Annotated in this window: 25 protein-coding genes; 9 read left to right on the plus strand and 16 right to left on the minus strand. The window is 39.5% G+C overall.

Features of this window, described 5'->3' with window-relative positions; all coding sequences use genetic code 11:
- The first annotated feature begins 80 nt into the window (after positions 1 to 80).
- The 4 genes from RTR43_RS19745 to RTR43_RS19760 all read left to right on the plus strand — a co-directional run bounded on the left by RTR43_RS19745 (position 81) and on the right by RTR43_RS19760 (position 3,653).
- Positions 81 to 1,739, plus strand: a complete 1,659-nt coding sequence (locus tag RTR43_RS19745; protein WP_312474232.1) for a sigma-54 interaction domain-containing protein — start codon at positions 81 to 83, stop codon at positions 1,737 to 1,739.
- A gap of 74 nt (positions 1,740 to 1,813) precedes the next feature.
- A complete protein-coding gene (locus RTR43_RS19750; protein WP_312474234.1) occupies positions 1,814 to 2,083 on the plus strand; it encodes a (2Fe-2S)-binding protein in 270 nt (89 codons plus the stop codon).
- Complete coding sequence (locus RTR43_RS19755; RefSeq protein WP_312474236.1) at positions 2,080 to 2,412, plus strand: (2Fe-2S)-binding protein; 333 nt, start codon at positions 2,080 to 2,082, stop codon at positions 2,410 to 2,412. Before RTR43_RS19750 ends, RTR43_RS19755 begins: the two co-directional genes overlap by 4 nt.
- Positions 2,409 to 3,653, plus strand: a complete 1,245-nt coding sequence (locus tag RTR43_RS19760) for an NAD(P)/FAD-dependent oxidoreductase (protein ID WP_312474238.1) — start codon at positions 2,409 to 2,411, stop codon at positions 3,651 to 3,653. Before RTR43_RS19755 ends, RTR43_RS19760 begins: the two co-directional genes overlap by 4 nt.
- A 42-nt stretch (positions 3,654 to 3,695) precedes the next feature.
- On the opposite strand, the gene RTR43_RS19765 is transcribed toward RTR43_RS19760, so the two are convergent.
- The 5 genes from RTR43_RS19765 to RTR43_RS19785 form a co-directional block, all read right to left on the minus strand.
- Positions 3,696 to 4,679 (minus strand): ABC transporter ATP-binding protein, encoded by a 984-nt coding sequence (locus RTR43_RS19765; RefSeq protein WP_312474240.1) that lies wholly within the window; start codon positions 4,677 to 4,679, stop codon positions 3,696 to 3,698.
- Positions 4,676 to 5,644: an ABC transporter ATP-binding protein gene (locus tag RTR43_RS19770; protein WP_312474244.1), complete on the minus strand. Its 969-nt coding sequence runs from the start codon at positions 5,642 to 5,644 to the stop codon at positions 4,676 to 4,678. The genes RTR43_RS19765 and RTR43_RS19770 overlap by 4 nt, the downstream gene beginning before the upstream one ends.
- Before the next feature lie 11 nt (positions 5,645 to 5,655).
- Positions 5,656 to 6,519, minus strand: coding sequence for an ABC transporter permease (locus tag RTR43_RS19775; RefSeq protein ID WP_312474247.1), 864 nt, complete (start codon positions 6,517 to 6,519; stop codon positions 5,656 to 5,658).
- Between the two features lie 30 nt (positions 6,520 to 6,549).
- A complete protein-coding gene (locus tag RTR43_RS19780; RefSeq protein ID WP_312474251.1) occupies positions 6,550 to 7,515 on the minus strand; it encodes an ABC transporter permease in 966 nt (321 codons plus the stop codon).
- 74 nt (positions 7,516 to 7,589) lie between these two features.
- Positions 7,590 to 9,161, minus strand: coding sequence for an ABC transporter substrate-binding protein (locus tag RTR43_RS19785; RefSeq protein WP_312474253.1), 1,572 nt, complete (start codon positions 9,159 to 9,161; stop codon positions 7,590 to 7,592).
- A gap of 479 nt (positions 9,162 to 9,640) precedes the next feature.
- Here RTR43_RS19785 and RTR43_RS19790 point away from each other — a divergent pair, with 479 nt between their 5' ends.
- Positions 9,641 to 11,719, plus strand: a complete 2,079-nt coding sequence (locus RTR43_RS19790; protein ID WP_312474256.1) for a prolyl oligopeptidase family serine peptidase — start codon at positions 9,641 to 9,643, stop codon at positions 11,717 to 11,719.
- A 322-nt stretch (positions 11,720 to 12,041) separates the two neighbouring features.
- On the opposite strand, the gene RTR43_RS19795 is transcribed toward RTR43_RS19790, so the two are convergent.
- Complete coding sequence (locus RTR43_RS19795; protein ID WP_312474259.1) at positions 12,042 to 13,511, minus strand: DEAD/DEAH box helicase; 1,470 nt, start codon at positions 13,509 to 13,511, stop codon at positions 12,042 to 12,044.
- Positions 13,512 to 13,704: 193 nt separating this feature from the next.
- Here RTR43_RS19795 and RTR43_RS19800 point away from each other — a divergent pair, with 193 nt between their 5' ends.
- Complete coding sequence (locus RTR43_RS19800; RefSeq protein ID WP_312474262.1) at positions 13,705 to 14,280, plus strand: RBBP9/YdeN family alpha/beta hydrolase; 576 nt, start codon at positions 13,705 to 13,707, stop codon at positions 14,278 to 14,280.
- A gap of 39 nt (positions 14,281 to 14,319) precedes the next feature.
- On the opposite strand, the gene RTR43_RS19805 is transcribed toward RTR43_RS19800, so the two are convergent.
- Genes RTR43_RS19805 through RTR43_RS19825 form a run of 5 tightly spaced genes read right to left on the minus strand, consistent with a single transcriptional unit; the run spans position 14,320 to position 17,359 of the window.
- Positions 14,320 to 14,772 (minus strand): OsmC family protein, encoded by a 453-nt coding sequence (locus RTR43_RS19805; RefSeq protein WP_312474265.1) that lies wholly within the window; start codon positions 14,770 to 14,772, stop codon positions 14,320 to 14,322.
- Positions 14,773 to 14,797: 25 nt separating this feature from the next.
- Positions 14,798 to 15,967: a cobalamin-independent methionine synthase II family protein gene (locus RTR43_RS19810; RefSeq protein ID WP_312474267.1), complete on the minus strand. Its 1,170-nt coding sequence runs from the start codon at positions 15,965 to 15,967 to the stop codon at positions 14,798 to 14,800.
- A 17-nt stretch (positions 15,968 to 15,984) separates the two neighbouring features.
- Positions 15,985 to 16,698 (minus strand): sulfurtransferase TusA family protein, encoded by a 714-nt coding sequence (locus RTR43_RS19815; RefSeq protein WP_312474270.1) that lies wholly within the window; start codon positions 16,696 to 16,698, stop codon positions 15,985 to 15,987.
- A gap of 14 nt (positions 16,699 to 16,712) precedes the next feature.
- Positions 16,713 to 17,075: a DsrE family protein gene (locus tag RTR43_RS19820; protein WP_312474272.1), complete on the minus strand. Its 363-nt coding sequence runs from the start codon at positions 17,073 to 17,075 to the stop codon at positions 16,713 to 16,715.
- Between the two features lie 44 nt (positions 17,076 to 17,119).
- Entirely contained in the window at positions 17,120 to 17,359 is a 240-nt protein-coding gene (locus RTR43_RS19825) for a sulfurtransferase TusA family protein (RefSeq protein ID WP_312474274.1), read from the minus strand.
- A gap of 148 nt (positions 17,360 to 17,507) precedes the next feature.
- Here RTR43_RS19825 and RTR43_RS19830 point away from each other — a divergent pair, with 148 nt between their 5' ends.
- Positions 17,508 to 18,392: a selenium metabolism-associated LysR family transcriptional regulator gene (locus RTR43_RS19830; protein WP_312474275.1), complete on the plus strand. Its 885-nt coding sequence runs from the start codon at positions 17,508 to 17,510 to the stop codon at positions 18,390 to 18,392.
- Between the two features lie 111 nt (positions 18,393 to 18,503).
- On the opposite strand, the gene thrB is transcribed toward RTR43_RS19830, so the two are convergent.
- The 4 genes from thrB to RTR43_RS19850 all read right to left on the minus strand — a co-directional run bounded on the left by thrB (position 18,504) and on the right by RTR43_RS19850 (position 22,330).
- A complete protein-coding gene (thrB, locus tag RTR43_RS19835; protein ID WP_312474276.1) occupies positions 18,504 to 19,442 on the minus strand; it encodes a homoserine kinase in 939 nt (312 codons plus the stop codon).
- A complete protein-coding gene (gene thrC, locus RTR43_RS19840; RefSeq protein WP_312474278.1) occupies positions 19,429 to 20,499 on the minus strand; it encodes a threonine synthase in 1,071 nt (356 codons plus the stop codon). Before thrC ends, thrB begins: the two co-directional genes overlap by 14 nt.
- Positions 20,496 to 21,821, minus strand: coding sequence for a homoserine dehydrogenase (locus RTR43_RS19845; RefSeq protein WP_312474281.1), 1,326 nt, complete (start codon positions 21,819 to 21,821; stop codon positions 20,496 to 20,498). The genes thrC and RTR43_RS19845 overlap by 4 nt, the downstream gene beginning before the upstream one ends.
- Before the next feature lie 347 nt (positions 21,822 to 22,168).
- Positions 22,169 to 22,330: a hypothetical protein gene (locus tag RTR43_RS19850; protein ID WP_312474284.1), complete on the minus strand. Its 162-nt coding sequence runs from the start codon at positions 22,328 to 22,330 to the stop codon at positions 22,169 to 22,171.
- A 111-nt stretch (positions 22,331 to 22,441) separates the two neighbouring features.
- On the opposite strand from RTR43_RS19850, the gene RTR43_RS19855 reads away from it, so the two are divergent.
- On the plus strand, positions 22,442 to 23,599 hold the full coding sequence (locus RTR43_RS19855; RefSeq protein ID WP_312474286.1) for a pyridoxal-phosphate-dependent aminotransferase family protein: 1,158 nt from the start codon (positions 22,442 to 22,444) through the stop codon (positions 23,597 to 23,599).
- Positions 23,592 to 25,235: a phosphoglycerate dehydrogenase gene (gene serA, locus RTR43_RS19860; protein WP_312474288.1), complete on the plus strand. Its 1,644-nt coding sequence runs from the start codon at positions 23,592 to 23,594 to the stop codon at positions 25,233 to 25,235. The genes RTR43_RS19855 and serA overlap by 8 nt, the downstream gene beginning before the upstream one ends.
- Positions 25,236 to 25,511: 276 nt before the next feature.
- On the opposite strand, the gene RTR43_RS19865 is transcribed toward serA, so the two are convergent.
- Positions 25,512 to 26,636 (minus strand): HAD family hydrolase, encoded by a 1,125-nt coding sequence (locus RTR43_RS19865; protein ID WP_312474289.1) that lies wholly within the window; start codon positions 26,634 to 26,636, stop codon positions 25,512 to 25,514.
- Positions 26,637 to 26,835 lie beyond the last annotated feature (199 nt).

The raw sequence follows: 26,835 nt of genomic DNA on the forward strand, positions 1-26,835 counted from the left end.
AAATATTTTAAATATTTTATAATCTTGTGTATAATTATTTTTACAGTGTTTATAAATTTTTACACTAAAGGAGGTTTGTCATGGGATTTTCATTACCACCGGTGAAACTAATGACGAAAACATCGATTGAAGGACACATCATTGAACAGAATAATGGAGAATTTTTTTATCGATTTTCAGAAGAGACAGCAGCAATTCCCTGCAAAGTTATCAATGAGGACGATTCCTTCGATACCCTGATTCAGTCTTTTAGTTGTCATTCTGCGGTTGTTATTCTTGATAAAAACGACCTACCTTCCGGTTGTATTACCGCTGCACAAATGGTCGATTTCCTAACAAACGCTTATAAACAATTGAAGGCATTTTATGAAACTGTCATTCTAACGACTGATTCCTCCATTACGGTCATTGATGACACTGCACGAGTACTTACATGGACGGAAGGTGCTGAAAAAATTTTCTCCGTCAAAAAACAAGAGATTATCGGCCAACACATTTCCGACTTCTTTGATCCTAATAAGCTAGAAATCTTGCAAACACTATATAAAGGAAAAAGGATTACAGGTCAGTACCATCAGCCCCGGTCAGATCTGTTTGTATTAATTAATTCTAACCCCGTTTACTTTAACAACCGCATTATCGGCGCAGTGGTTTCAGAAACAGATGTTACCAATCAAGTTGTACTCAACGAAAAATTATTTAACATGACCACCGAAGTCCACCGATTAGAGCAAGAAGTAGCAAAATATAAGGACTCTTCCGATCCGTTTAATACCATCAAAGGAAAAAGTACCTCCATTCAAAGAACGGTTCATCTTGCAAGAAAAGTGTGTTCAGTTAAATCAACGGTACTGATTTTAGGCGAAAGTGGTGTTGGAAAAGAAGTGTTTGCCAAGGCCATTCATGATGGTAGCGAAGAGCCGAATGCTCCCTTTATTTCTATTAATTGCGGTGCAATACCGGCCTCTTTATTTGAAAGTGAGTTATTTGGATATGAGCGTGGCGCCTTCTCCGGTGCAGACATAAAAGGAAAAAAGGGGAAAATTGAACTGGCAAAAGGAGGCACTTTGTTTCTTGATGAAGTAGGCGAAATGCCGCTTGAAATGCAAGTAAAGCTGCTGCGAGTATTACAGGAGCGGAAATACTACCGTGTCGGCGGCGAAAAGGAAATCAAGGCTGATTTTCGGGTGATTGCGGCTACAAACCGTGATTTGCATGAATTAATGCAAGAAGGTCAATTTCGTGAAGATTTATATTATCGCTTAAACGTTGTCAGTCTCCATATTCCTCCGCTAAGAGAGCGGCAGGAGGATATTATTGAATTGACCCATTTCTTTTTAAATGATTTTTCGCAGCGCTATCAACGCCCGATTTATGAATTTTCACCTGATGTTATGCAGGAACTACTCCATTACCATTGGCCAGGTAATATTCGTGAACTTCGCAATATTGCTGAACGGCTCGTGGTTTTTGCGACAGATGGAGTAATTAAAAAGGAGTATTTACCGTTTTCCGCTGGCAACGTCGACCTTGAAAAAAACAGGATGATTTCTTCCAATGCTCCCGAAGAAAGAGATGAAACCATTTTATCGCTGCAGGAAGAAATGGATCAGCACGAGAAAAAAGTAATTGAAAGAGCGTTGCGCATTGTTAAGGGGAACAAATTGGAGTGCGCTAAACATCTTGGCATTACCAGGGCCACTTTATACAACCGTTTGAAGCGTCTCGGCGTAAATTAATCCTTCTCCCCCTCTAAGTTGGCACGATTTTTGCATAGTAGTTTATTATAAGAAAAATTAGAGGAGGAAAGGGAATGGCGAACAGTGACTTTGTTATTTGCCGTTGTGAAGAAGTTACTTACGGACAACTTCAATCAACAGCAGATAAACATAAATGCACAGCGCGAGAATTAAAACTAAGAACAAGGGCGGGTATGGGCTTTTGCGGCGGTCGTACATGCAGGCCTTCATTGGACAGAATCATAGAAAATGTTATCCCAAACACAGCTCTGGGTGAAATTCCGTTAAAATACCAGCCCCCTATCCGGCCGGTGACGTTTGGAACGATGGGTGAAAACCAATGACCAGAATCATTGACCATCCAATCTTAGGGAAACTAGATGACCGAGAAATCATTACCCTTCAGTTTGACGGAAATACATATGAGGCATATGAAAGTGAAACAATTGCAGCCGCTCTTTTAGTCAATGGCATCAGAAAACTGCGTGTTCATGAAGGATCCGGGACACCTCGGGGGATTTATTGCAACATCGGCCACTGCATGGAATGCCGTGTAACGGTCAATGATCAAGCGAACGTAAGAGCCTGTCTAACGGTTGTAAAGAAAAACATGGTTGTTGAAAGCGGCAAGCAGCATCCAAACATCGTCAAAAGGATGGTGGAGCAGCAATGAGTGAGGTTATCGTGATCGGCGGCGGACCTGCAGGATTAGCTGGAGCCATTGCCTGTGCCAGTTTTGGGCTCAAGGTAACCATCCTTGATGAATTTATCAAGCCAGGCGGCAGATTGCTCGGCCAACTTCATCAAGAGCCTTCCGGTGAATGGTGGAATGGAATGAAAGAGTCAGAACGTCTTCATCAGGAAGCATGGAAATTATCGGTCGAAATCCGATGCGGTGTTTCTGTTTACAATCTAGAAAAAGAAAATGACCTCTGGCATGTGTACACAAATTCAGGAACATTGACGGCACCATTTGTGTTAGTGGCAACGGGTGCCGCTGAATATCCGATACCTCTCCCCGGCTGGACTCTTCCCGGAGTGATGTCGATTGGGGCTGCTCAAGTGATGACAAATGTTCACCGCGTCCAGGTCGGTAAAAAAGGGATCATTATTGGGGCGAATATTTTAGCCTTTGCAATTTTAAATGAATTACAGCTGGCAGGGATAACCGTCGATCGCATCGTTCTCCCTGAAAAAAACGCAATCAGCCAAAAAGCGGGCGCGCCTGAAGAGGTCATGAAATCGCTGTTAAATGCTGCCCACCTTGCCCCATCACCGCTATTACGTTTTGGAAGCCATTTCATGAAACAGGACTGGATAAGAAAAATTGGGTTAAACTTTTATCCAAAAAATGGCGTGAAGGTAAATGGTACACCGCTCCAACTTCGCAAAGCTGCCTTAGAAATCATCGGTAAAGAACAAGTAGAAGGGGTACGAGTAGCCGATATTGAAGCGAATGGTCATATTGTTGCTGGTTCTGAAACGATTTACGAAGCAGACTTTGTTTGTATCGCGGGGGGCTTGTATCCGCTCGCGGAACTGACCGCTGTTGCTGGATGCCCGTTTCAATACATACCGGAACTTGGCGGCCATGTCCCACACCATTCAGAAACAATGGAAACCCCTCTCAATGGGCTTTTTGTAGCCGGCAATATTACCGGTATCGAGAGTGGAAAAATCGCCATGGCCCAAGGAACAACCGCAGGCCTATCCATTGCCAAACACGCCGGAAAAGGAGCGGGCACAATCGACCATCAGCTGCAACATGCTGTAAAAAACGTCCGTAACGTCCGGAAGCATACTGCTATCCAATTCAATCCTGATATCGATAGCGGCAGAAGTAAGATGAACCAACTTTGGGAGGGTCTCTACGTAAATACCAATGAACAGTCCAAAAAAAATTGGATAATTTAAAAAATCAGCTGCCCATTGGGCGCTGATTTTTTTATCGTTACTTTAATAATGGCAACTATAAATATGATCATTTTCTTTTTCCACATACTCTGGGTATGATTCCAAACATTTGCTCGTGGCCTTAAAACACCTACTTGCAAAATAGCAGCCTGGACCAGGATTTATTGGAGTAGGAGGTTCTCCAGTAATCACGATAGGTTCCTCATTTTCACTTATGTCTATTGATGCGCAATTTGAAATTAATGCTTGAGTATAAGGGTGTTGAGGATTCTGTATTACCTCATCTGTATTACCCATTTCAACTATTCTTCCTAAATACATAACAGCAATACGGTCAGATATATATCTTGCAGCAGCAATATCATGACTAATAAAAACTACTGCTGTATTATTTTCCTTTGTTAGCTTGATAAGCATATTTATGATATCTGCTCTAACTGAAACATCTAGCATCGATATTGGTTCATCTGCTACAAGCAGTGACGGCTGCAGGAGCATGGATCTTAAAATTGAAATTCTTTGTAATTGCCCTCCAGATAGTTCGTGCGGATATCTTGCTAAAAAGTCCTCTCCAGGTTTTAACCCGGCTTTTTCCAATGTAGTTTTGCAAATATCATACCGTTCCTCTTCTGATGAACCAATTTTATGTATTTCAAGCGGTCTCATCATTATTTTTGCAATTGTGTGCCGAGGAGGGAAGGTATCAAATGGGTTTTGAAATATCATTTGTGAATTTCTTTTAAATAACTTTTTATCCTTTTTGATCAATCCAGAAACCGACTCGCCTTTTAATAATATTTCTCCATCAGTTTGGCTTTCTAACTGAATAAGAACCTTACCAAGAGTTGATTTACCGCATCCACTTTCTCCGATGACTCCTAGAACTTCTCCTTCATGTAATTTAAAGCTAACTTTATCGACTGATTTAACCCAATTTTTCACACCTAAATTTAATATTGAAGTTCTTTGCTCAAACCATTTACTAATACTATTAACTTCTAATACTATATTTTTGTTTACAGTCAATTGATTTCACTCCCATGTAAGTGACAGGCAGAAAGGTGACCAGACTTTATTTCAAACTCTTTTGGTGCCACCTTATGACATACCTCTTGAACAAAACTACATCTTGGGGCAAAAATGCACCCTTTGTTTTTCTCTGACATATTGGGTAAAAATCCTTTTATTCCACTAAGCTCCTTTTTTTCACCTTTTAGGGTTGGAAAGGATTTCATTAGACCTTGGGTATAAGGATGTGTAGGCTTGATCAAAACATCTTCTACATTGCCGACTTCCATAATTTTCCCTGCATACATTACAACAACCTTTTTACAAGAATTAGCAACTACAGACATATCGTGAGTAATCATTATTCTAGTCATCTTTATATCTTGTTCTAATTTTTGAATTTCACTTAAAATTTGACCTTGTGTTACAACATCCAAAGCCGTTGTTGCTTCATCTAATATTAGTAATGGGGGCTTATGAATAAGACTCAGCGCGATTGATACCCTTTGCAGCATTCCACCTGACAATTCATGCGGATAGAGATTATATACTCTGTCAGATAAGTTTACTAATTTAAACAAAGAAAGTATTTTTTCTTTTAATTTTTGTTTTGCGATTTTAGGTTCATGAACCCTATAAATATCTTCTAGCTGACTTCCAATCTTATGAATAGGACTTAATGCGTTCATAGATTTTTGAAAAACAACCGCAAGTTCTTTCCATCTTATTTTATTAAACTCATTTATATCCATTTTTAATAAATCTTTGCCTTTAAAATCAATCTCACCTGTTATTTCAGTATCATTTTCGGATAAAAGTCTTAATATAGCCATTGCCAGAGTAGATTTTCCCGATCCGCTCTCACCTACTATCCCTACAGAATCTCCCTCAGATATAGAAAGCGAAACATTATCAACAGCGAAGACTTTTTCGTTTCTACTTTTGTAGGCTACGTTTAAGTTTTTGATGTCTAAAACCGCCACCAGTTTCCCTCCTATTGTTTCGCCTTAAATTTAGGGTTAAGCACAATATTTAAACCATCACCTATTAAATAAAAGCTGACGACTAGAATAACAGTCGCAAATCCAGAAAAAGTCGAAATCCACCATGCTGAAATCATATACGCTTTTCCTTCAAAAATCATCTGGCCCCAACTAATTAAATTTGGATCTCCTAACCCTAAAAAACTTAGGCCAGCTTCAGTCAATATCGCACCTGCTACGCTTAAGGTTGTATTAGCAATAACCGGGAAAATCCCATTTGGGATAATATACTTAAAGAGTATTGCCAGGTGATTTTCACCAATTGCCTCTACACTTTGTACAAAAACCCGCTTTTTAAGACTCATAGCCTGAACTCTCATCAATCTTGCATTACTAGGCCACGATGTTAAACCAATAATTAACATGACGTTAAATAAGCTACTCCCAAAGAGGGCAATAATGATTAATATTAGGAAAAAGGTGGGGATCATGAGGAAAATATTGATAATCTCTGAGATAATACGGTCTATTTTCCCTCCAAAATAACCGGCTACTCCACCTATCAAAATACCAATAATGCCTGAGATTAGGGCTGATACTATACCAATCAAAAGGGAAGTTCTTGCCCCGTAAAGGAGCATGCTATATACATCTCTTCCTAATCCATCAGTTCCTAACCAATGCTCTTTGCTTGGAGGGGCTAATAATTCCCCTTCCAATTTATAAGGATTATAGGTTGCAAGCCAAGGAGCAAAAGCTACTACTATCAAAATAAAAGCTAATATGATACATCCATATTTTAGCAACCTATTCGATCTGATTGTTTCAAACATATTTCTAAACAGAATTTTCTTTTTAACTAAAACCATAGCCATCTCTTCCTCCTCTCCTATATATATTTGTAACTATTTGTATCTAATTCTTGGATCAATAAATGCATAGACGATATCAGTTACTACCATCATTACAGCTATTGAAATAGACATAATAAGATAAATCCCCATCAACAATGGATAATCTCTCCGCATAATTGCATCTAACATTAGTCTTCCTGTTCCCGGCCAGGCAAAAACCGTTTCAATTAAAGCAGAGCCTGTCACAATATAAGCAAGGGATATCCCAAAAACAGTAACGGTAGGTAGCAATACATTTTTAAGTACATACTTATTAAATATTTTCTTATTACTCATACCTGTTGCCCTAAAGGTAGTCACAAAGTCCTCGGATGTCACTTGTAAAACCGTAGTTTGGGCTAGCTTGAAATAAGTAGGTACTTGTATTAGTGATAGCGTGGTTACTGGCAAAATCAAGTGTTTCAGGACATCCGCATAATAGGGAAGGCCTGTATAATTGCTCCGTAAATCCATCATTCCTGAGGTAGGAAGTATGTTTAGCCAAGAGGCAAAAAGCATAATAAACATTAATCCTAACCAAAATGAGGGCATCGAATTAAATAGGTAAGCTATTGCTGAAAAAAAGGAATCTCTTCTCGACCCATGATGCTGTGCGGCATAGATACCAAGGCCTGTGCCGACTACTAAGGCCAATACAGCTCCAGTTAAAGCAAGCAATAAAGACGGCCCCATCGTGTGGCCTATTAAATTCATGACAGGCTCATTATAAAGAATGGACTGCCCAAAATCGCCTTTAATTGTACTTTTTAAATAGGATACTAATTGAATATATATTGGTTGATCCAAGCCATATTTCTTTTGAAGTTCAATAATCATTTCCTCTGAAGGATTATCCCTGCCCGCTAAAATTCTAATAGGATCTCCAGGTGCTAAATGAATAATAAAAAAGTTTAGGATCAACACAATGATTACGGCCAATAAGCCTGTCATTGTTCGTTTATATATGTAGTTTTTCAAGAACTGCCCCCCCCACTCTTACTATTCATCAAAGGCAATACAAGGTATTACCTTTGATGAATTGGTTTCATTCATTATTTTTTAGTATCTAGAATGGAATACTCTGCACCGCCGACTTTACCAATTCCATCGTCAATTGGGTGACCGGAGATGTAATCCTTCATAGCGAAAAGATACATCCATTCTGTAAGAGGCAATACTGGCAATTCCTCAGACATAATTTTTTGAACTTTCTTGTAAATAACTGCCCGCTTTTCTTGATCTGAAACATTTAATCCCTCTTCTAAAAGTTTATCTAGTTCAGGATTACTATAATGCATCAAGTTCATTGAACCTTTAGTGCCTACCCTTACAAATAATCCCTCAGGATCTATCCCATGGTTTCCGCCTAGAATGGTAATATCATATTTTCCACTTCTCACTTTTTCATCCCATGCTGAATATTCAAGAGTGGTTATTTTTGTTTCAATTCCAATTTCTTTTAGATTTGATTGGACGACTTTAGCAATATCAGTGAATACTGGGAATTGGAATATTAATAGCTCAAGGTCTTTTATTCTTACCCCATTTTTATCAGGTTTTAATCCGGCCTCGTCGAGTAATTTCTTTGCTTTTTCAACATCTCTTTCCGGCATTAAATCTTTATCATTATAAGCCCATTTAACTGCAGGAGTATAAAAGCCTTCAGCCTTCCATGCATAACCTTTATGCGCTTTTTTAACCAACTCATCTCTATCTATTGCATACGCTAAGGCCTTTCTGACTCTAACATCATCCCAAGGTTTTTTCGCCATATTAGCAATCATATATTGTCGTGAATTAGATAATGTTTTTACAACTTTTACCCCTTTTGTTTTCTCAAGCTGAGGAACGGCAGCAGGAGTTAAGGCAGAACTATAGTCAATTACATCTACTTCACCATTTAAAAAGGATTGCACTACCGTGTTTTCATCTGGAATCACAGAAAAAACCAATTCATCTATTTTCGGAGCACCTTTAAAGTAATCCTTGTTTGCTTCTAAAGTAACACTCACGCCACGTTTATGTTCTACAAATTTAAATGGCCCTGTTCCTACTGGTTTCTGATTGGTAGGATTAGTTATCCAATCCGTTCCTTCGTATAAATGAGCAGGCATTATTATGGCTCCTGATAGAACACTTAAAATAGCAGCATTGGGTTCTTTTAGTTCCAGAACTGCAGTATTTTCATCTGGTGTAGTAATATCTTTTACTAAACCTAATTGGTTAACAATAAATCCCTTTTTCTCTATTATTGTATCTATTGTCCACTTAACATCCTTAGCTGTAAATGGCTTTCCATCATGCCATTTAACTCCTTCTCTTAGATGAAAAGTGTAAGTTTTACCATCATTAGAAATATCCCAATTCTTTGCTAAATCAGGCAAAATATTATATCCATCATCTTGTCTTACTAAAGAACTCATTACATTAGCTGTAATATATCCAGAACCCCCATCTCCTCCATTGGGATTAAAAGTAACAGGATCTGACCCTAAAGCTATTACAACTGTTTTTTTTCCTTTTTTCTCAGTACTTCCAGTTGTTGTCGAATTACTAGATGGAGAACATGCAGCTATCACCAGTATCATGGCCAATCCTAATAATAAGAACCTCAATCTTTTCATTAAATTTCCCCCTGTTACATTTTTTAATATAAAAGGTAAGCACCCTTTAAATCTGATGTGATTCTTCTTAGAAATATTTTTTGAGCATCATTGCACCTCCTATTCCTCCGAATAATATCGGTGTTTTGTTATTTGAATGCAAGAATTATGCCAAGATATAACATTAGCCTTAGTCTTCCTTCTGTCTAAAATATTTTCATTTTTCGAATAATTTATGTAAAGAAATTTATACATTATTCAAAATTTTTTTACAGTTCTCAACTCCCAATAGAAAAAATTATGAGGTCGGGAAAGAATCCACACCATCAGAAGGGGGGTTTTTTAATCCGTTTAATTTTTGGCTTGAAACTTGCATACTACTTTCAATAAGAATGGAAGTAGTAATGTAAATACTTATCTTTTAGATTCTTCAAATCTTAAAAAACTATTTTTTTATTCTAATCCGAAATTTTAATAGGAATATTTATGGAGGGGCTTAAATGGAAATACTCACAAAAAAAGAAGATGCGGTTGATAACTTTCACGGGGTGTTAGTACCTGACCCATATCGTTGGCTGGAAGATTCAAATTCACCTGAATCGAAACAATGGACAGATGAACAAAACGAAAAAACAAAACAATACTTGAATGCTTTCCCTGAGAGACAAAAAATTAAAGAAACATTAATCAGCTTAAGTAATTATCCTAAATATTCATTACCTCAAAAGGAAGGAGACTTTTTTTATTATCACCTAAATACAGGTTTGCAAAAACAACCTGTTTTTTATCGTGGTAAATCATTAATTCCCAATGAACTAGATATCGTTATTAATCCAAACACTTTAAATGAGGAAGGTACAGCTGCGTTAACAAATATAACCTTTAGTAATGATGGCTCAATGATGGCTTATGCAATATCTTATAATGGAAGTGATTGGCAGGATGTAAAAATTAAGAATCTGAAAACAGGCCTAGATTACCCTGAAGTTTTGAAGTGGTGTAAATTTTGTAGTATTGCATGGAAAGATGATAATTCTGGCTTTTATTATGATCGCTATCCAAATCCAATAACTGTTGCTCCTGAAGATGAGAGTAACTATAATCGTATTTTTTGGCATTCTATTGATTCCACACAAGATGATGATAATTTAATTTACGAAATATCTGATCGAAAAGAGCTTTCTTATACTCCGCAATATTCGGATGATCAGAGATACTTGGTTTTGAAAGTATTGAATGGTACCGAACCAAAAAGCAGAATTCACTATCAAGATATTGAAAATCCCGGTGCCTTCATCCCTCTTATAAATGATGGTGAAGCGTACTATTCGTTTTTAGGAAACGAAGGATCTACTTTCTATTTGTATACAAACAATAATGCTCCAAAAGGGAGAGTCATTGCTGTTGACCTTAACAAACCAAATAAGGAAAATTGGAAAGAGATTATCCCAGAACAAAATGATCCTATTTCTATCGTAAAAATCATTCATCAACATTTTGTTATAAGTTACACGCACAATGCATATAATCAGTTGAAAATATATGATCTTAATGGTATACCGCAAAAAAATGTATCGTTACCATCCTTTATAACAATTAATGATATATCTGGAAAGAAGTCAGACTCCGTAATGTATATTGGATATTCTTCCTTTCTTCATCCTACAAAGATAGTGAGTTATGATTTTGAAAAAGATCAATTAATACGAATCTGGGAAAATGAATTTGAATTTGAAGCCAACGATTATGAAACTACTCAAGTTTTTTATCCTTCAAAAGATGGAACGATGATTCCAATGTTTCTGACCCATAAAAAGGGATTGGCCATGACCGGTGATAATCCAGTTCTTTTATATGGATATGGCGGCTATAATGTCACTTTAACCCCCTCCTTTTCCGCTTCGCAAAGACTTTGGATACAATCGGGTGGAATTTATGCAGTAGCTAATATCCGAGGGGGCGGAGAATTTGGGGACGAATGGCATTTAGCAGGAATCCTTGAAAAGAAGCAAAACTCTTTTGATGATTTTATTACTGCTGCTGATTGGTTGATTCAGAAAAAATATACAAGTTCACAAAGACTAGCAATTATGGGCGGCAGTAACGGCGGTCTTCTTGTTGGGGCGTGTATTACTCAACGACCTGAGTTATTTGGTGCAGCCTTATGTCTTGTACCAGTAACAGATATGCTAAGATTTCATCATTTTACTGTAGGTCGTTTTTGGACCACTGAATTCGGAAATGCTGAATTAAACCCTTCGCATTTTCAATTCATGTACAAATATTCACCTCTCCACAATGTAAAAGAAGGGACAAAGTATCCACCTACGCTTATCACCACAGCGGATACTGACGACCGTGTCGTCCCACTTCATGCGATGAAGTTTGCAGCCACATTACAAGCTGCACAGGAAGGGGACCAACCAATTCTATTAAGAGTTGAAAAAAATGCCGGCCATGGGCATGGAAAACCAACATCTAAAATTATTGAAGAGGAAACAGATTTATATACATTCTTATTTAAAGCACTAAAAATAAATTTTGAAGAAGCGAGTTTTATGAGCCCCCCCAGTAAATAGCTAGAGGATTTAATGGACTAGAATGGTTCGATCAGTAAACAAACCCCTCTCGATCGTTTTTAGTAAGTGCTAATTCGACTAATTCTACCCCATGTGAAGATTATTCACTTGGGGTTTTTTTCACTCCTTGCATGGTGCCATTTCTCAAATAATCGTATAGAATAAACAAACTAAAGCACCAAAAAGCTGTTGCAAAAGAATATGACAAAAAGAATGCAGAAAAAGAAAAGCTGACCTCAAAAAGTCGTTTTTCACGATCTTTTGAATCAGCCTCATTCTTTCTTTCATTTAGACACACTTTTGGTGGTTCTAAATATGCTATTTACCTTTGCTTATTTCTTCCTGTTCCTGTTTTAGTACTGCTTCTTCTAGACGATAAGGATTGGGAATTTGAATTCGTTTGTTTTCCATTAATGGGTCTTTGCTTGATTCCGTTTTCTGCGGCAGCATTTGTGCTTTGTCTTTTTGAGCTCGAATTTCCTTTTGGTTTGCCTGGTTTCTCAGACATGCTTTGGAATTTCCCTCTTCGCTCAGGCCGGCCTTCTTTTGTATCCGTACCATTTCGATTATGGGATCTCCTTGTTTTTTTGTATTCGTCCTTTCCTATCCCACGTTTTTCCTTTTTAACATTGGGATGCACTTTTTTGACGTCTCTCGTATTCTCTTTTTCCTCTTCTGTATTTCCGATGTTTTGTTTTTGAATCGTTATGTTTAATTCTTTTTCAATCGTATCGAGCATAGGACGATCTGCAGAAGAGTAAAAAGTGATGGCCAATCCGGTCATTCCCGCCCTGCCCGTTCGGCCAATTCGATGAACAAAGCTTTCAGCATCCTGTGGAATATCGTAATTAAAGACATGGGTGACACCTTCGACATCAAGCCCTCTAGCTGCCACATCCGTCGCAATCAATAATTGAATTTCCGCATCCCTGAAGCTTTTCATCACTCGCTCTCTTTTGGCTTGTGACAAATCACCGTGCAATTCGTCACAAGAAAAGCCGTTTGCTTTAAGTACATCATAAAGTTTGCTTACTCTTCGTTTCGTTCGGCAAAAAATTACCGCTAAAAAAGGCCGATGCGTTTCCACTAACTGAATGAGCGTTGCTTGTTTCGCCCGGTCAGTTGTATGAATGGCTATCTGCTTGACATTGTCAGCCGGTCCTTGTGTCTTTTCCACTTGAATATATTCCGGTTCACGCATATGCTTTTTTGCTAATTTGCGAATTTCTGGCGGAATCGTTGCCGAGAACAACATCGTCTGCCGATTCTCAGGAGTTTCTCTGATAATATCTTCCACTTCATTAAGAAAGCCAATATGAAGCATTTGATCCGCTTCATCCAAAACAAGGAAGGAAATTTCTGATAATCGAACCGTCTCTCTCCTTATATGATCTAACAGCCGTCCAGGTGTCCCAACGACAATTTGCGGATTCCTCTTTAATTTTTTTAGCTGTTTAACAACATCCTGCCCGCCATAGACAGCCAAGACATCAACACCCTCAATATTAGCGATCAATTTTTCAATTTCTTCTGTAATTTGCAAAGCTAGTTCTCTTGTTGGAGTAACGATGAGTGCTTGAACATGTCCTGCATTCCGATTAATTTTTTCAAGAATCGGCAGGATAAACGCAAATGTCTTCCCTGTTCCGGTTTGCGCCTGAGCAATAATATCGTTACCATCCATCACAAATGGAATTGCTTGCTCTTGAATTGGCGTTGGCTTTGCAATACCATAGTCACGTAATTTATCCACTAATGTTTCCGAAATACCTATTGATAAAAAATCTGACAAAAATACCCCTACTTTCTACATTACCTAACCTATTCCATTAATATTGCGTGTTTATCATTACAATTGCAAATATCAGCTTCAATTATTTGGTGTTAAAAAAGTATTCTCCGATTGCCATTCGTTTATAAAGACGATATAATTCATTAAAACCCATTTAATCTATCGGAATAATAAAATTAAAAGAGGTGATTTTATGAACCAACAGAGTTTTCTTTTTATTCATGGATTAGGGGGTAGCGGACCTGATCATTGGCAAACTTGGTTAGCCCATGAATTAACACTTAGAAATTATCATGTAAGTTACCCAACCTTTACAAACGTCGATTCACCCAATAAAGAGGTGTGGATGGAGGAGTTAGCTGCTGCCATTGAAAATACCCCTGAAAATAATAGTCTTACCGTTATTACGCATAGTCTGGGCTGCTTATTATGGCTTCATTACGCCGCTAGCCAAAACAAACGGCTCGCCAAACAAGCTATTCTTGTTGCGCCGCCCTCTCCAAAAATTATTCTCTCAGAAGCGAAAAATTTTTATCCGGTTCCTTTGAATAAAAATCAGTTATCAGTAGTGGCTGAGGAGACACAGTTTGTCCATTCATCTAATGATCCTTTTTGCAGTAACGAGGATGCAAAAACCTTTCTAGGCTTAGGTCTCCCTTCTATCATATTACCTAATGCAGGTCACATTAATACCAATTCTGGGCATGGGAAATGGCCATGGATTCTGGATGTATGCCTTAATTCCGAAAAGATGGTTCAATCTATTTAATTGAAAAGGAGTGATGCAAAAACATCACTCCTCCGTTTATTAAGCTCTTACCGTTGCTTTCACCCATTGATTTTCAACAGGAATTCCGGCATCCTTCATTGTTCTAAAAACAGGGCACCTTTGGTCAACTGCTTTTTGCAATTCATCAATTCTTTCTTGCGGTTCGGAAGTTTCTACAACCGCTTTGACTTTGACTTGCTGGAAATAAGGTTTTACCGTTAAGTCGCCCATTAGCCCAGCCAAATCTAAGCTTCCTTCCACAGCAAATGTAATTCCCTGAAGGTCAAACTTCATTTCCTTAGCGATTAGTTGTGCCATTACATTTTCACAAGCAATCAGTGAGGATAAAAACGTTGATAGCGGATCAATCGCCGAGTCCTTTCCGCCAAACGATACTGGTTCATCAATAGCGATGGTATGCTTGCCGGCAACCCCATCGAGGCGCATTCCAGTTCCTTTACCTTCTACTTTAAAGTTCATCAAATGTCCCATTGAAATTCCTCCATTCTATCACAAACTATGCCAAAACCATTTCCCGCAGCTTCTTCGCTGCTTCAGACATAACCTTTAATTTTTCAAAAGCAATCTCGTCACTATTCATTGGCCGCTGCGCAAACGTCCCAAAGCCGCAATCTGGATTTAAGAAGATTTTTTCATCCTCTATATATTCTCTAGCATCTTGAACACGTTCAACGATTGCTTCCACCGTTTCCACGGTTTCTGTTCGTGGATTTACAATTCCAAATCCTAGCTCTTTACCTCCAAAATCACGAATCGCATCAATCTCACCAGCACGTGGGGTAGCATATTCAAGGATAAGCTGGTCAACATTTACATGAGCGAGATACGGAATTAACGGATAATAAGGACCACGAAGCAGAACCTGCTCCTGCGTGCTCCAGTTTCCGCGGCAGACATGAACACCAATTCGTGTGCCCCTTCCTAACATCCCTTTTGTTACCTGGTTCATCAAATCTAATGCAAACGCAATTTCTTCTTCCGCGTCAGCCTTCGCAGTCAACGCTCCGCACATGAATGTACGATTCGCATTTTTTTGTGTGAAAACAAGCTCCGTTAACACTGGCTCATCGAATTGAATAAAATCAACTCCAGCCGCAATTAACTCTTCCAGTTCTTCACGCAAAACTTTAATAATATCTACTGCTAAATCCTCTTTTGTCGGGTAAGCTTCCTTGGATAGTCCTTCTACCCACATTGCACGAGTTAACAGGTATGGACCAGGTAATGTCATTTTAATAGCTTTGTCCGTATGCTTTTTTAAAAATAAATAGTCATTTAAGGCAAGCGGCTTTTTGCGGCTGATTTTTCCAGTAGCTGCCGGATTGGACATTGAGAAAGCCGGGACATCTAATGTACCTAGGATCTCCTCAAAGCTAGCTTTATCTTCGACATATTCAAGTAATTCCGACACCATCAGCATCCGGACATTATTTAGATGCTCCGCCACAAAAGAGATAAAATTATCGCGCCGTTGTTCTCCATCAGAGACAATATCAATCCCTGCTTCTTCTTGCCATTTCAAGCAATGTATTATTGCTGTATCAGCAATTGATTGGAACTCTTCCTCACTTATTCTTCCTGCACGTTTGTCACGCATTGCCTTTTTCACTTCTGTCGCCCTCGGCCAGCTGCCAATAACGGTCGTTGGAAACTTAGGTAAATTCACGATTGCAAGACCCCCTGTTAAAATACAATTGAGAGCTTAATTTCAATTTTTACTGTTTGTTTAAGAGTTTGATAGATTGGCGAACGTGAAAGAGTATTGTTCCATATTTCCTCGAGCTCAACTTCCGATTCGGGCGATGATACATAAAAGGTTCCCGAAATTTGTTCCATTTTCGGACTGCCTTCATCTTCTAATTCCAAATGGTACAACACATTATCCAAGCCACCTTTTAAAGCTAGCTCAAGATTATCAATCTCAAGATTACGCTTTGAGGCTTGAGCCTTAAAGCCAACTGTCAAACAAGAGGCAAGCGAGGCAAGCAGATAATCGATGGCACTTGGCGCATTCACCTTTGGACTGAAATCAGCTGGCTGTCCCGCTAAAAAAGTATGGTTTCTAGAATAAATTTTTGCGGAGAGATCCTTTTCCCCACGAACACGAACACACCATTGATAGCCTTTTGCTGCCTGTAAATCCTGCTCAAGTTCTGCTTGAGAGGAGCCTTTTCTGATAAAATATCTGGTTGTATTTTCACCAGGCTCTGAGACAAGAAATTCATGATTAACCATTCGGCACCATGCAGGCAGGTCCTCAGCCACCGTTCTTTCCCTACTGCGGACTTCAAGAATCTGCCCACCCAACAGAGGGTCCATTGCTTTTTTTATGATTAGCAGCAGGCCTGAGCCGCAATCTAAATCTCCGCCGTCACATACCGCCTGAGGATTTTGCATATTTTCCACCTAAATTAATAAGTAATCGATGCAGCACCTTGGCTAAGGAACTCAACTAATTTAGCTCCACCGACAATCGTTGCACCTTCGATTAAATTCTCTTCATCTAAGCCGCGCTTTTTATAGCATGGACTGCACACCCAAAGGATTCCGCCTGCTTCAACAAATTGATCCATTAACTGCTTTAATGGCGCAAAGCCTTCTTCGTGAATCTCATTTGCATACCCTTTCAAAGCTAGGTAAGCGCCTTCAACATTTAGAAACACAACTGTTTCTTGTCCTGATGCAACTGCAGCGTTTGCAACCACGAAACCAACCGTTGCTTTGTCAGCATCGTTCTTTGCATTTGTTAAACTCACTAAAAATTTGCCAGCCATTTTTCATTCCTCCGTTATTTTGTTGTTTATGTAAAAGGCTGAAATTAGCCTTTTTCAATATAGTAATGGTTTGTCTTGCCCAAATCTTTACGTTCAAGAAGAGTATGCTTTTGCATTCGGCACCAAGCAGGCAGGTCCTCTCTAGCACCGGGGTCATAGGAAATTACCTCAATAATTTGCCCGCGTTCCATCTTTTTCATGGTTAAAAATAAATTCATAATCAATTCCCCGCATCCAGTTGGACCGGCGTCATAGATAAAATCAGGAATAGATTGAAATGCCATGTATTCCTCTCCTTTACAACTGTCATAAACATTTCAAATTGGTAGGTCTCTTCCATTATAAAAAAGTGTTACGCTTAAATAAATTCAATTTATCTATTTTACCAATCACTATTAATCGAGTATATGAATATATAAGGAGAAGATTCCTATGGATTTACATCAACTCTACGTTTTTTCAAAGGTGGTCGAGCATAAAAGCTTTTCTAAGGCGGCTGAAGATATCTTCCTAAGTCAATCAACCGTTAGCTCTCACATTCAAGCATTGGAAAAAATGCTGGGCATTAAGCTATTTGATCGTGTTGGTCGGGAAAGCATTCTTACACCATCTGGGGAACGGTTATATCAATGGGCACTTAAACTTCTACTCATGAAGGATCAGGCATTGCTCGACTTAAAGCAGGGGATGACAGAGCTTCGAGGAATGATTCGAATTGCAGCAAGTTCTGTACCAGGGCAGTTTATGTTACCAAAGATGGTCAATCAATTTAGAAGGCACTATCCTGATGTCATGTTTCATATTAACCAATCTTCATCAAAAGCTGTTGCCGAGAAGGTGCTTAACGGTTCAGTTGATATCGGTATCTTAGGGGAAAAATACGAGGATGATAGACTTCGCTATATTCCCTTATTAAAAGAAAAGTTAGTACTTATTACTTCGAATGAGGTAGATTTATCAGGAACGGTGAGCTTCCAGGATATATTACAGTTCCCTTTTTTGATGCGAACTTCTGATTCAGGAACGAATTCGATGCTTGAAAGATATTTGAAAAAAAATAATATTGCTAAAGACCAATTAAATATTATTTCCTATATAGAGGATGGCCAGAGTTTAATTCAGTTTGTGATGCAGGATATTGGGATTTCAATTATTTCAGAAATAGCAGCAAAGGAATACGTCTGTAAAAAGATGCTTAAAATGCATAATTTAGAAGGATTCAATGATGAAAGATATTTCTACCTTGTTTACAACATTAATAAAACGCAATCGATTGTATCAAAATTATTTATTGAAAGTGCTAGTGATTTGATTTAGCCAATTTATGTAATGGGTGCCAATAATCTCTATAATATATCGAAGTTCCCCATCTAATTTGTGTAACTATTAGATAATCCCTCGGACAATAACAAAAAAAACAGCCCTATGCTATGGCTGCTTGATTGGATTAATAAAGTTTTCTGATTCAATTACTTGTAAACGACTACCAGTATAGTCGATCTGAAGTGATCTCACGGTCATTTCTGGAAATGCAGCTTGTAAGTCCTGAGCCAACCTTGTTCCTTTTCCTTTTTCGGTAAAGCAAATGACGGTTGGTCCAGCACCACTCAAGGCAACTCCGAATGCACCGCTCAATTTAGCCATATTTTCGATTTCCTGATAACCGTGGATCAATGGTTTCCTGTATGGCTGGTGGAAAAGGTCTCGCTCCATCATTTTGCCTGCTACGTCCCAGTTTTCACTTAAAAGGGCCGCAACTAAAAGATTGGCTGTTGCCGATGCTTGAATGGCTCCACTTTGGGAAAATGCGGTCGGGAGTACATCCCGTGAATCCTTCGTCAGAAGGATTTCCTGCGGAATGACCGCAGTCATTTCAAACGGAAGATTCGTGAATGAAAGCATATCCACCTCATTTTTACAATAACAGCCAATTACTAACCCGCCTAAGAGTGAGGCCCCGACATTATCAGGATGACCTTCTAGCTCTGTAGCGAGAAAAAGCTTCTCTTTTTGTGTTAGACCCAAATTTCCCACCGTATCAGCAAGCTCAATCCCAGCAACAATCGCCGCAGCACTTGACCCTAGCCCGCGAGCTAGAGGAATCTCACTTTCCATTTTCACCTTACAAGGAGGTAAGACTTTTCCATACTTTTCAGCAATTTGTAAAGCAATTTGGCCGATAAAATGGGTGTCATCCGTAGGGAGATGCATTAGTTCATCTGTGGTAGAGGAGAATTCCCAGTGGCTGCTCTCCTCAACCTCTAACGTTAAATATAAATTTACAGCTAGTCCCATGGAATCAAAACCAGGTCCAAGATTAGCGGAGCTTGCCGGGACCTTGATAATGAAGCGGTTAATTAGAGGCATTAACGACAACCCCTCGAATATGTTCTGTCACTTCTTTTTCATCATTCGGTAAATGTAACGGCTTAACCAGGCTGCTTTGGATAGCTGTGTCTGGATCCTTCAAACCGTTTCCTGTCAGCACACAGACAATTTTCGTGCCTTTTTCGATTTTTCCATTTTGGATACTCTTAAAAACACCAGCAATGGAAGCACAGGAAGCCGGTTCGGCAAAAACACCTTCAGCTGAAGCTAATTTTTTATAGGCAGCGACAATTTCTTCATCGGTGATTTCATCGAACAGCCCCTTTGATTCTTGAACAGCGGAAACAGCTAGGTCCCAGCTTGCCGGATTCCCAATCCGAATGGCCGTGGCAATCGTTTCTGGATTTTCAAAGACCCGGTTATGAACAAGGGCAGCAGCCCCTGCAGCTTGAAAGCCAAACATGCGCGGTAAGCTCGTAGCCTTTTTCTCAGCAAATTCCTTAAACCCTTTCCAATAGGCACTAATATTTCCAGCGTTTCCAACTGGGATTGCTAAAATGTCAGGGGCATCCCCTAGCTGGTCGCATACCTCAAAGGCCGCTGTTTTTTGCCCTTCTAACCGGAACGGATTCACTGAATTGACAAGTGTAATCGGTTCTACTTCACTAATATTTCGAACCATTTTCAGCGCTTGGTCAAAATTGCCCTCAATCGAGATTATTTCAGCCCCGTACATCATCGCCTGAGCCAGTTTGCCGAGCGCAATTTTCCCTTCAGGAATGACAATGATACATTTTATCCCGGCCCGTGCCGCATAGGCTGCAGCGGATGCGGAAGTATTGCCTGTTGAGGCACAAATGACCGTTTTACTACCCTCCTCCACTGCTTTAGCGACAGCCATGACCATTCCCCGATCCTTAAAGGATCCTGTCGGATTCGCTCCTTCCATTTTCACATAAAGCTCAACGTCCCATTCTTGAGACAATCGTTCAAGCTTTACTAGCGGGGTATTTCCTTCATTCAGTGTAAGTCTTGGAGTTTGATTGTTGATTGGTAAATACGCTTTATAGGTTTCTAATAATCCTAGCCATCTCATAACGATTTCCTCACCACACGATAGGCACTTTTTACTTCCTTCACCGCATTCAAGTGGTTTAATTCTTGTAAAATTAGATCATAATTTGTTAACGACGCTCGGTGTGTTACTAAAACGATTTCTGACGTTTCATTTTTCTTGATTGGCAGCTGCAGTATTTTTTCAAAGCTGACGCCATGTTTCGCAAAAATAGAGGTAATATCAGCAAAAACACCCACCTCGTCCTGCACATGAATTCTTAGGAAGTATTTAGAATACTTTTCACCGTTATCCTTTAAACGCTTTTGATATTGCGGTGTCACAGCACTTCGGCCATTTACACCCAATCTTAGATTTTTCATGACGCCGACCAGGTCTGAAACAACTGCTGTTGCAGTCGGCAGACTGCCGGCACCAGGTCCATAGAACATCGTTTCGCCAACTGCTTCTCCGTATACATACACAGCATTGTATTCATTTTGTACAGAGGCAAGCGGATGGTTGTTGGACAAGAAGGTCGGTGCAACACTTACCTCGACTTTTTCTCCCTCACGATGGGCATAGCCGATGAGTTTCATCGTATAGCCTAATTGTTTTCCGTATCGTAAATCTTCTTCGGTAATGTTTGAAATGCCGCTTACCTTCACATCATCTAAATCAATGTGCATCGAAAATCCTAATGTAGCCAGGATCGTCATTTTGCGGGCTGCATCTAATCCTTCGACATCAGCTGTTGGATCGGCTTCGGCAAACCCGAGCTCTTGCGCTTCTTTAAGTACTCCCTCATAGGATCGGCCTTCATCACTCATTTTGGTTAATATATAATTCGTTGTTCCGTTTACAATCCCCATCATTTGGGTAATTCGATCGGAAGCAAGCCCGTCAACAAGCCCTCTTAAGATGGGAATACCACCGGCAACACTTGCTTCATAAAATAAGTCGCAGCCATGCTCTGAAGCAACCGTTAACAGCTCGGAACCATGAAGCGCCATCAAATCTTTATTTGCCGTCACTACATGTTTGCCTTGCTGGAGGGCACTAATCAAATAGTTCTTTGTTTCCTGAACTCCGCCCATTACCTCGATCACCACATCTATTTCCTCATCAAAAAGAATCTCGTCGGCGTTTGATGTTAATAGCTCTGTTTCCACATCAACCGGTCTATTCTTAAGTAAATCTTGAACAAGGATTTTTTTGATTACCACCGGACATCCCACTTGGTGTATTAATTTATCCTGATGATTTTTTATGATTTTGACAACACCTGAGCCAACGGTGCCTAAACCTAGTAACCCAATTGAGATTGCTTTCACTAGTATCCCCCTCTTGTTAATGTCCACCATACAAGGACAAATGTTTTTCTGTTGTAGACATTATATGATTCTCTTTATTTTTTTACAATAGATTTATTTTCATAAATTGCTGTGAAATCGCTTACTACCATGTCACACTTGAATTACGATTTTTAGGTAAAATTTTTTAATATATTATGAAAAATTTTTTCTTCTTTATCCCTTTACAATACTGAAGGTATCGTTGTAGAATAGTCCCTATATTTAGTTGCTTTTTGAAATTTCAATCAATTTGAGTTATGCTATAGATGAAAAGTGATGATGAAGACGGCATTAAGAAAATGCTTCAGAGAGCCGGTGTCTGCTGCAAACCGGTGCAAATTCTTAATTTATGCTAATTAGAATTTAACCAAAAAGATTCTGATTAAAATAGTGCCCAGCCCTTCTGAACTGGCTGCTGAAAGCTTTAAGTAGGTTAGCCCGGTTAAAACCGTTACATTGTTTGAGGCTGCTGTTATTTTTCCTGCAGCAAAAGAGGGTGGCACCACGCGTTTATTCACGTCCCTCATAACAGGACCATAAGTCTGTTATGAGGGACGTTTTCTTTTATAAAAAAAGAAGTGACTATTTATAGTCGCTAACACCAAGCAAAAAAAGAGAGGATGATTTTGATGTTACTTGATCAGCACTACTTGTTCGCCCCAGGTCCAACGCCGATTCCCGATCGTGTGAAATCTGCGATGAATCAGCCAATGATTGCCCACCGCAGCCAAGAATTCCCTAAGTTACTAGAAGATGTTTCTACCCGCCTCATGCCCGTTTTTGGTTCAGAAAATCCTGTTACCGTTCTTGCAGGGAGTGGTACCTCCGCCTTAGAAGCAGCGGCAGCTAACGTAATCGAAGCAAATGATAATGTTGTTGTCATTGTCGCTGGTGCTTTCGGAGATCGTTTTGCCGCGATTTGCGAGACCTTTGGTGCGAATGTCCACCGCTTGAATATTGAATGGGGGAACACGTGTAAACCCGAGCAGCTGGAGGAATTTTTGCAGTCCCTTCCAAACGATATAAAAGCCGTATTTGCTACTTATTGTGAAACTTCTACATCCATCCTTAATCCGATAAAAGATTTAGGTGCGGTTGTGAAGCGATTAACTAATGCGCTATATATTGTTGACGGAGTAAGCTGCATTGGAGCTGTTCCAGTAGATATGAAGGGATGGAATATCGATATTCTCGTTGCCGGATCACAAAAAGCATTGATGCTGCCTCCCGGATTGGCCTTTGTGGCGATAAGCGACATGGCAAGGGAAGTGATTCGAAACTGTAAGGCACAGCGGTTTTATCTTGATTTAAACCGCTATCTAGCATCATATGAAACTGAAAAATCGACACCATTTACCCCTGCCGTCTCACTCATTTACGGGGCCCAAGAGGTTTGTAATATGTTTGAAGAAGAAGGCTTTGAGAACGTCATTAAGCGGCATCAACTTTTAAAAACAATGACCCGAGAAGGCTTGAAGGCGATTGAGATTCCACTGTTAACATCTGATGAAGATGCGTCACCTACTGTAACTGCAGTAAGAACGCTGGATGCACCTTCGAAACAAATGAAGAAAATGTTAAAAGATAAGTTTGCCATTACGGTTGGTGGCGGACAGAAAAAATTAAAAGGTGAAATTTTCCGAATCGGCCATATGGGGTATTGCACGCCGTTTGACATCATAAAAGTATTAGGAAGCATTGAAATGACCTTGAAATTTTTACAAGGAACAAATGTGTTAGGTAAAGCGGTGAAAAGAGCTGAGGAGGTATGGATGGACCATGTATAAAGTACTTGTAACCGACGGAATTAGTAGTACTGGCTTAAAGAGTTTAATGGAGCACCCCCATTTTGTTGTTGAAAGGCAGCCGACACTTCCTGTTGAGGAGTTAAAAAATATCATTGGGGATTACGATGCCTTGATTTTGAGAAGTCAAACAAAGGTAACCGCTGAATTACTTCAAGCCGCTGAAAAGTTGAGAGTCATTGCCAGAGCGGGTGTCGGGGTCGATAATATTGATGTGAATGCCGCTACACGAAAAGGGATTATTGTTATTAATGCCCCTGGTGCAAATACAATTGCGGCAACAGAGCATACATTGGCTATGATGCTGTCATTAGCGCGGAAAATTCCACAGGCACATCAAAAAACTTCCGCTGGGGCATGGGATCGTAACTCCTTTAAGGGGGTGGAATTGTATAAAAAAACGCTTGGTGTCATCGGCATGGGTAAAATTGGCACAGAAGTAGCCAAACGGGCCAAAAGCTTTGGTATGAACATATTAGGGTTTGACCCCTACTTAACCGAAGACCGCGCGAAAAAATTGGGGATCACAAAAGCAAGCCTTGATTTAATTGCCACGGAATCCGATTTTATTACAATTCATACCCCGCTGACCAATGATACACGCGGACTTGTGAATGATGATTATTTACGAAAAACAAAAAAAGGGGTTCGCTTTGTCAATTGTGCTCGCGGCGGTGTCATTGACGAAAAATCATTAGTGAGGGCAATTCAAGCCGGGCATGTAGCTGGTGCTGCTCTTGATGTTTTTGAAAAAGAGCCAGTTTCTGACCCTGATTTGCTGCAAAACCCCAATATCATTGTGACCCCGCATCTTGGTGCTTCAACGGTAGAAGCACAGGAAAAGGTGGCACAGGAGGTAAGTGCGGAAATCATTGAGATTTTTGAAACACAGTCGATTCAAAATGCGGTCAATATGCCGCAAATGTCTGGGGAAACGCAGGCTAAGCTGCAGCCATATTTACTGCTCGGTGATCAAATGGGACAGCTGGTGATTCAATTATTAAGCAAGCAGGCACCTACGAAAATCGAAATTAATTATTATGGAGATTTAATTGATGAGGACACAGAATTATTAACAAGGACGCTATTGAAAGGCGTATTATCCTATCATTTAAGTGATTCAGTCAATCTTATTAATGCGCTTCATCTTTTGAAAGAGCAAGGTGTTTCCTATAATGTAGTGAAAAATGCCACTAATAAAGGCTTTGCCAATTACATGGAGCTCAGCGTGTCTCAGGGCTCTGAAGAGGCTCGCATTGGGGCAACGGTCCTAAACGGTTACGGTGCAAGAATTTTAAAAATTAACCAATACCGGATTGATGTGAAACCAGAAAAATATCTTTTATATATCAAGCACCGCGACCTACCTGGAATGATTGGCAAGGTTGGATCTCTGTTGGGCGATCATAACATCAATATTGGGACAATGCAGGTTGGGCGGACAGAGGTCGGCGGTGAAGCCATTATGGTATTAACCCTTGATAAGACACTAAGTGCTAATGTAATTCAAGTATTAACACGAATTGATGGATTAGAAGAAGCACAACTACTAGAGCTGTCAAATGTGGATATTTTTGAACCAGGACAACTTGAGTTGGAAAAAGTGGAAAGCATTTAGACACAGGAAGGAGGGATTGCCGTACGCACTCCCTCCTTTCATGCTCTGTTATGATAAGATGTTGTGATTTCCTTGATTCGCTGATAAAATACTCAGATTCGCTGATATAACTATAAGATTCGCTGATATAACTATAAGATTCGCTGATATAAGGGTATTTATCGCTGATATAACAATTAGATTGACTGATATACTATGTTTTTCTATTTATTAATTACCAATTTCCGCAAATAGATAACTCTCAAGGAGTAGTAAAGTACGAAACCTACCCTTTTTTTATAAAATACCTTTCAAATCAAGCACAGAATCAAGAATATAATCCGCTTTATGCTGTTCAAATTCACTTCTTGCATCTTTTCCAGATAACCCCGTTAAGACAGCAGCAAATTGGCAGCCCATTTGCCTAGCAGCCAGAAGATCCGCCAACGAATCTCCAACAATAAGAACAGTTTCGCCATTTTCAATTGGCAATGCCATTTCTATGCATTCCTTGACAGGAGTTCCTTTCCCTTTTAAACCCATTATGTAGGTATACGGATGCGGCTTCGATAAAGATTTCCATTCTGGAAGTTCCTGTTCCGCCACTAACACTTCATCAGCCGTCACAATTCGATCCCCTTCAAAGTACTTCAACCACCCTAAATGCTGAAAAGGTTGAATCGTTTCAAGTGCCGGTCGGCCTGTTCCAATTCCAATCTCAAATCCAGTGGTGGTTAGAAATTGAAAAAGCTCAGCAATTTCTTCTCTTGGTGCTAATGTTGCCTCATTTGCTAAAAAGCCTTTTTTGCCTGTTTGCACAGATGGTCTCCCGGTAGAAGCAAAAACATTCTCATCGCCAACATACCATTCCTGAGAAATATGCTCACATATGGACCACAGCTCACCTTTATTAAAAATGGAAGTTTCCACCCCAAGTTTTTCAAGAGCCAGCACATTCAAGTATCCCAACAATTCCTGTTTCATTACCAGTGACCCATTGAAATCCTCCACAAACAAATTAAAATCCGTCACCACAGGATAATGACTCAACAATCCGCCAATCTCTAATAACGTTTCACGATTAATTGGTGCCTGACACCATTTGTTAATTTTTTCAAATTCCATATCTTTTATTTGCGATAGTAGGTGAATTAGTTGATGGCAAAATGTTAGGTAGATCATGTCCCAGTTGGCATTAAGGCCGCGGGATTTCATAAACTTAAGGACCTTATCATTTTCAAATAGCATCTCTCTTATTTCCTTGGTCTCGGCCTCGCTATAGTCCGTTTTAAATTTTTCAGGAGCCAGTGCTAAATAATTGCCACTTATCAACATCTCCCAAACAGTTAAGGCAGATGCATCAAAATAATGCTCCTCACTTAAAAGAACCCCATCTACATCAAACAAAATCGTTTTAATCATTTTCTCCACCTCTTTCCCTGATTTACTTTTATACTCTATCGTAACACAGCGGATTATTGTATTTAAATAAAAATGGGGAACGAGACTAACAATATTTTTGATTGACTCTCCCTCTGAAAAGCCTTTTGATGCACACACTTAGCTAGGTTAGAAAAAGTGTGTTGCAATTCTTTAGGTTGATTTGCCACCCTGTTGATTG

The sequence above is a fragment of the Neobacillus sp. genome, from assembly GCF_031988165.1.
GTDB classification, from domain to species: Bacteria; Bacillota; Bacilli; order Bacillales; family Cytobacillaceae; genus Neobacillus; species Neobacillus rhizosphaerae.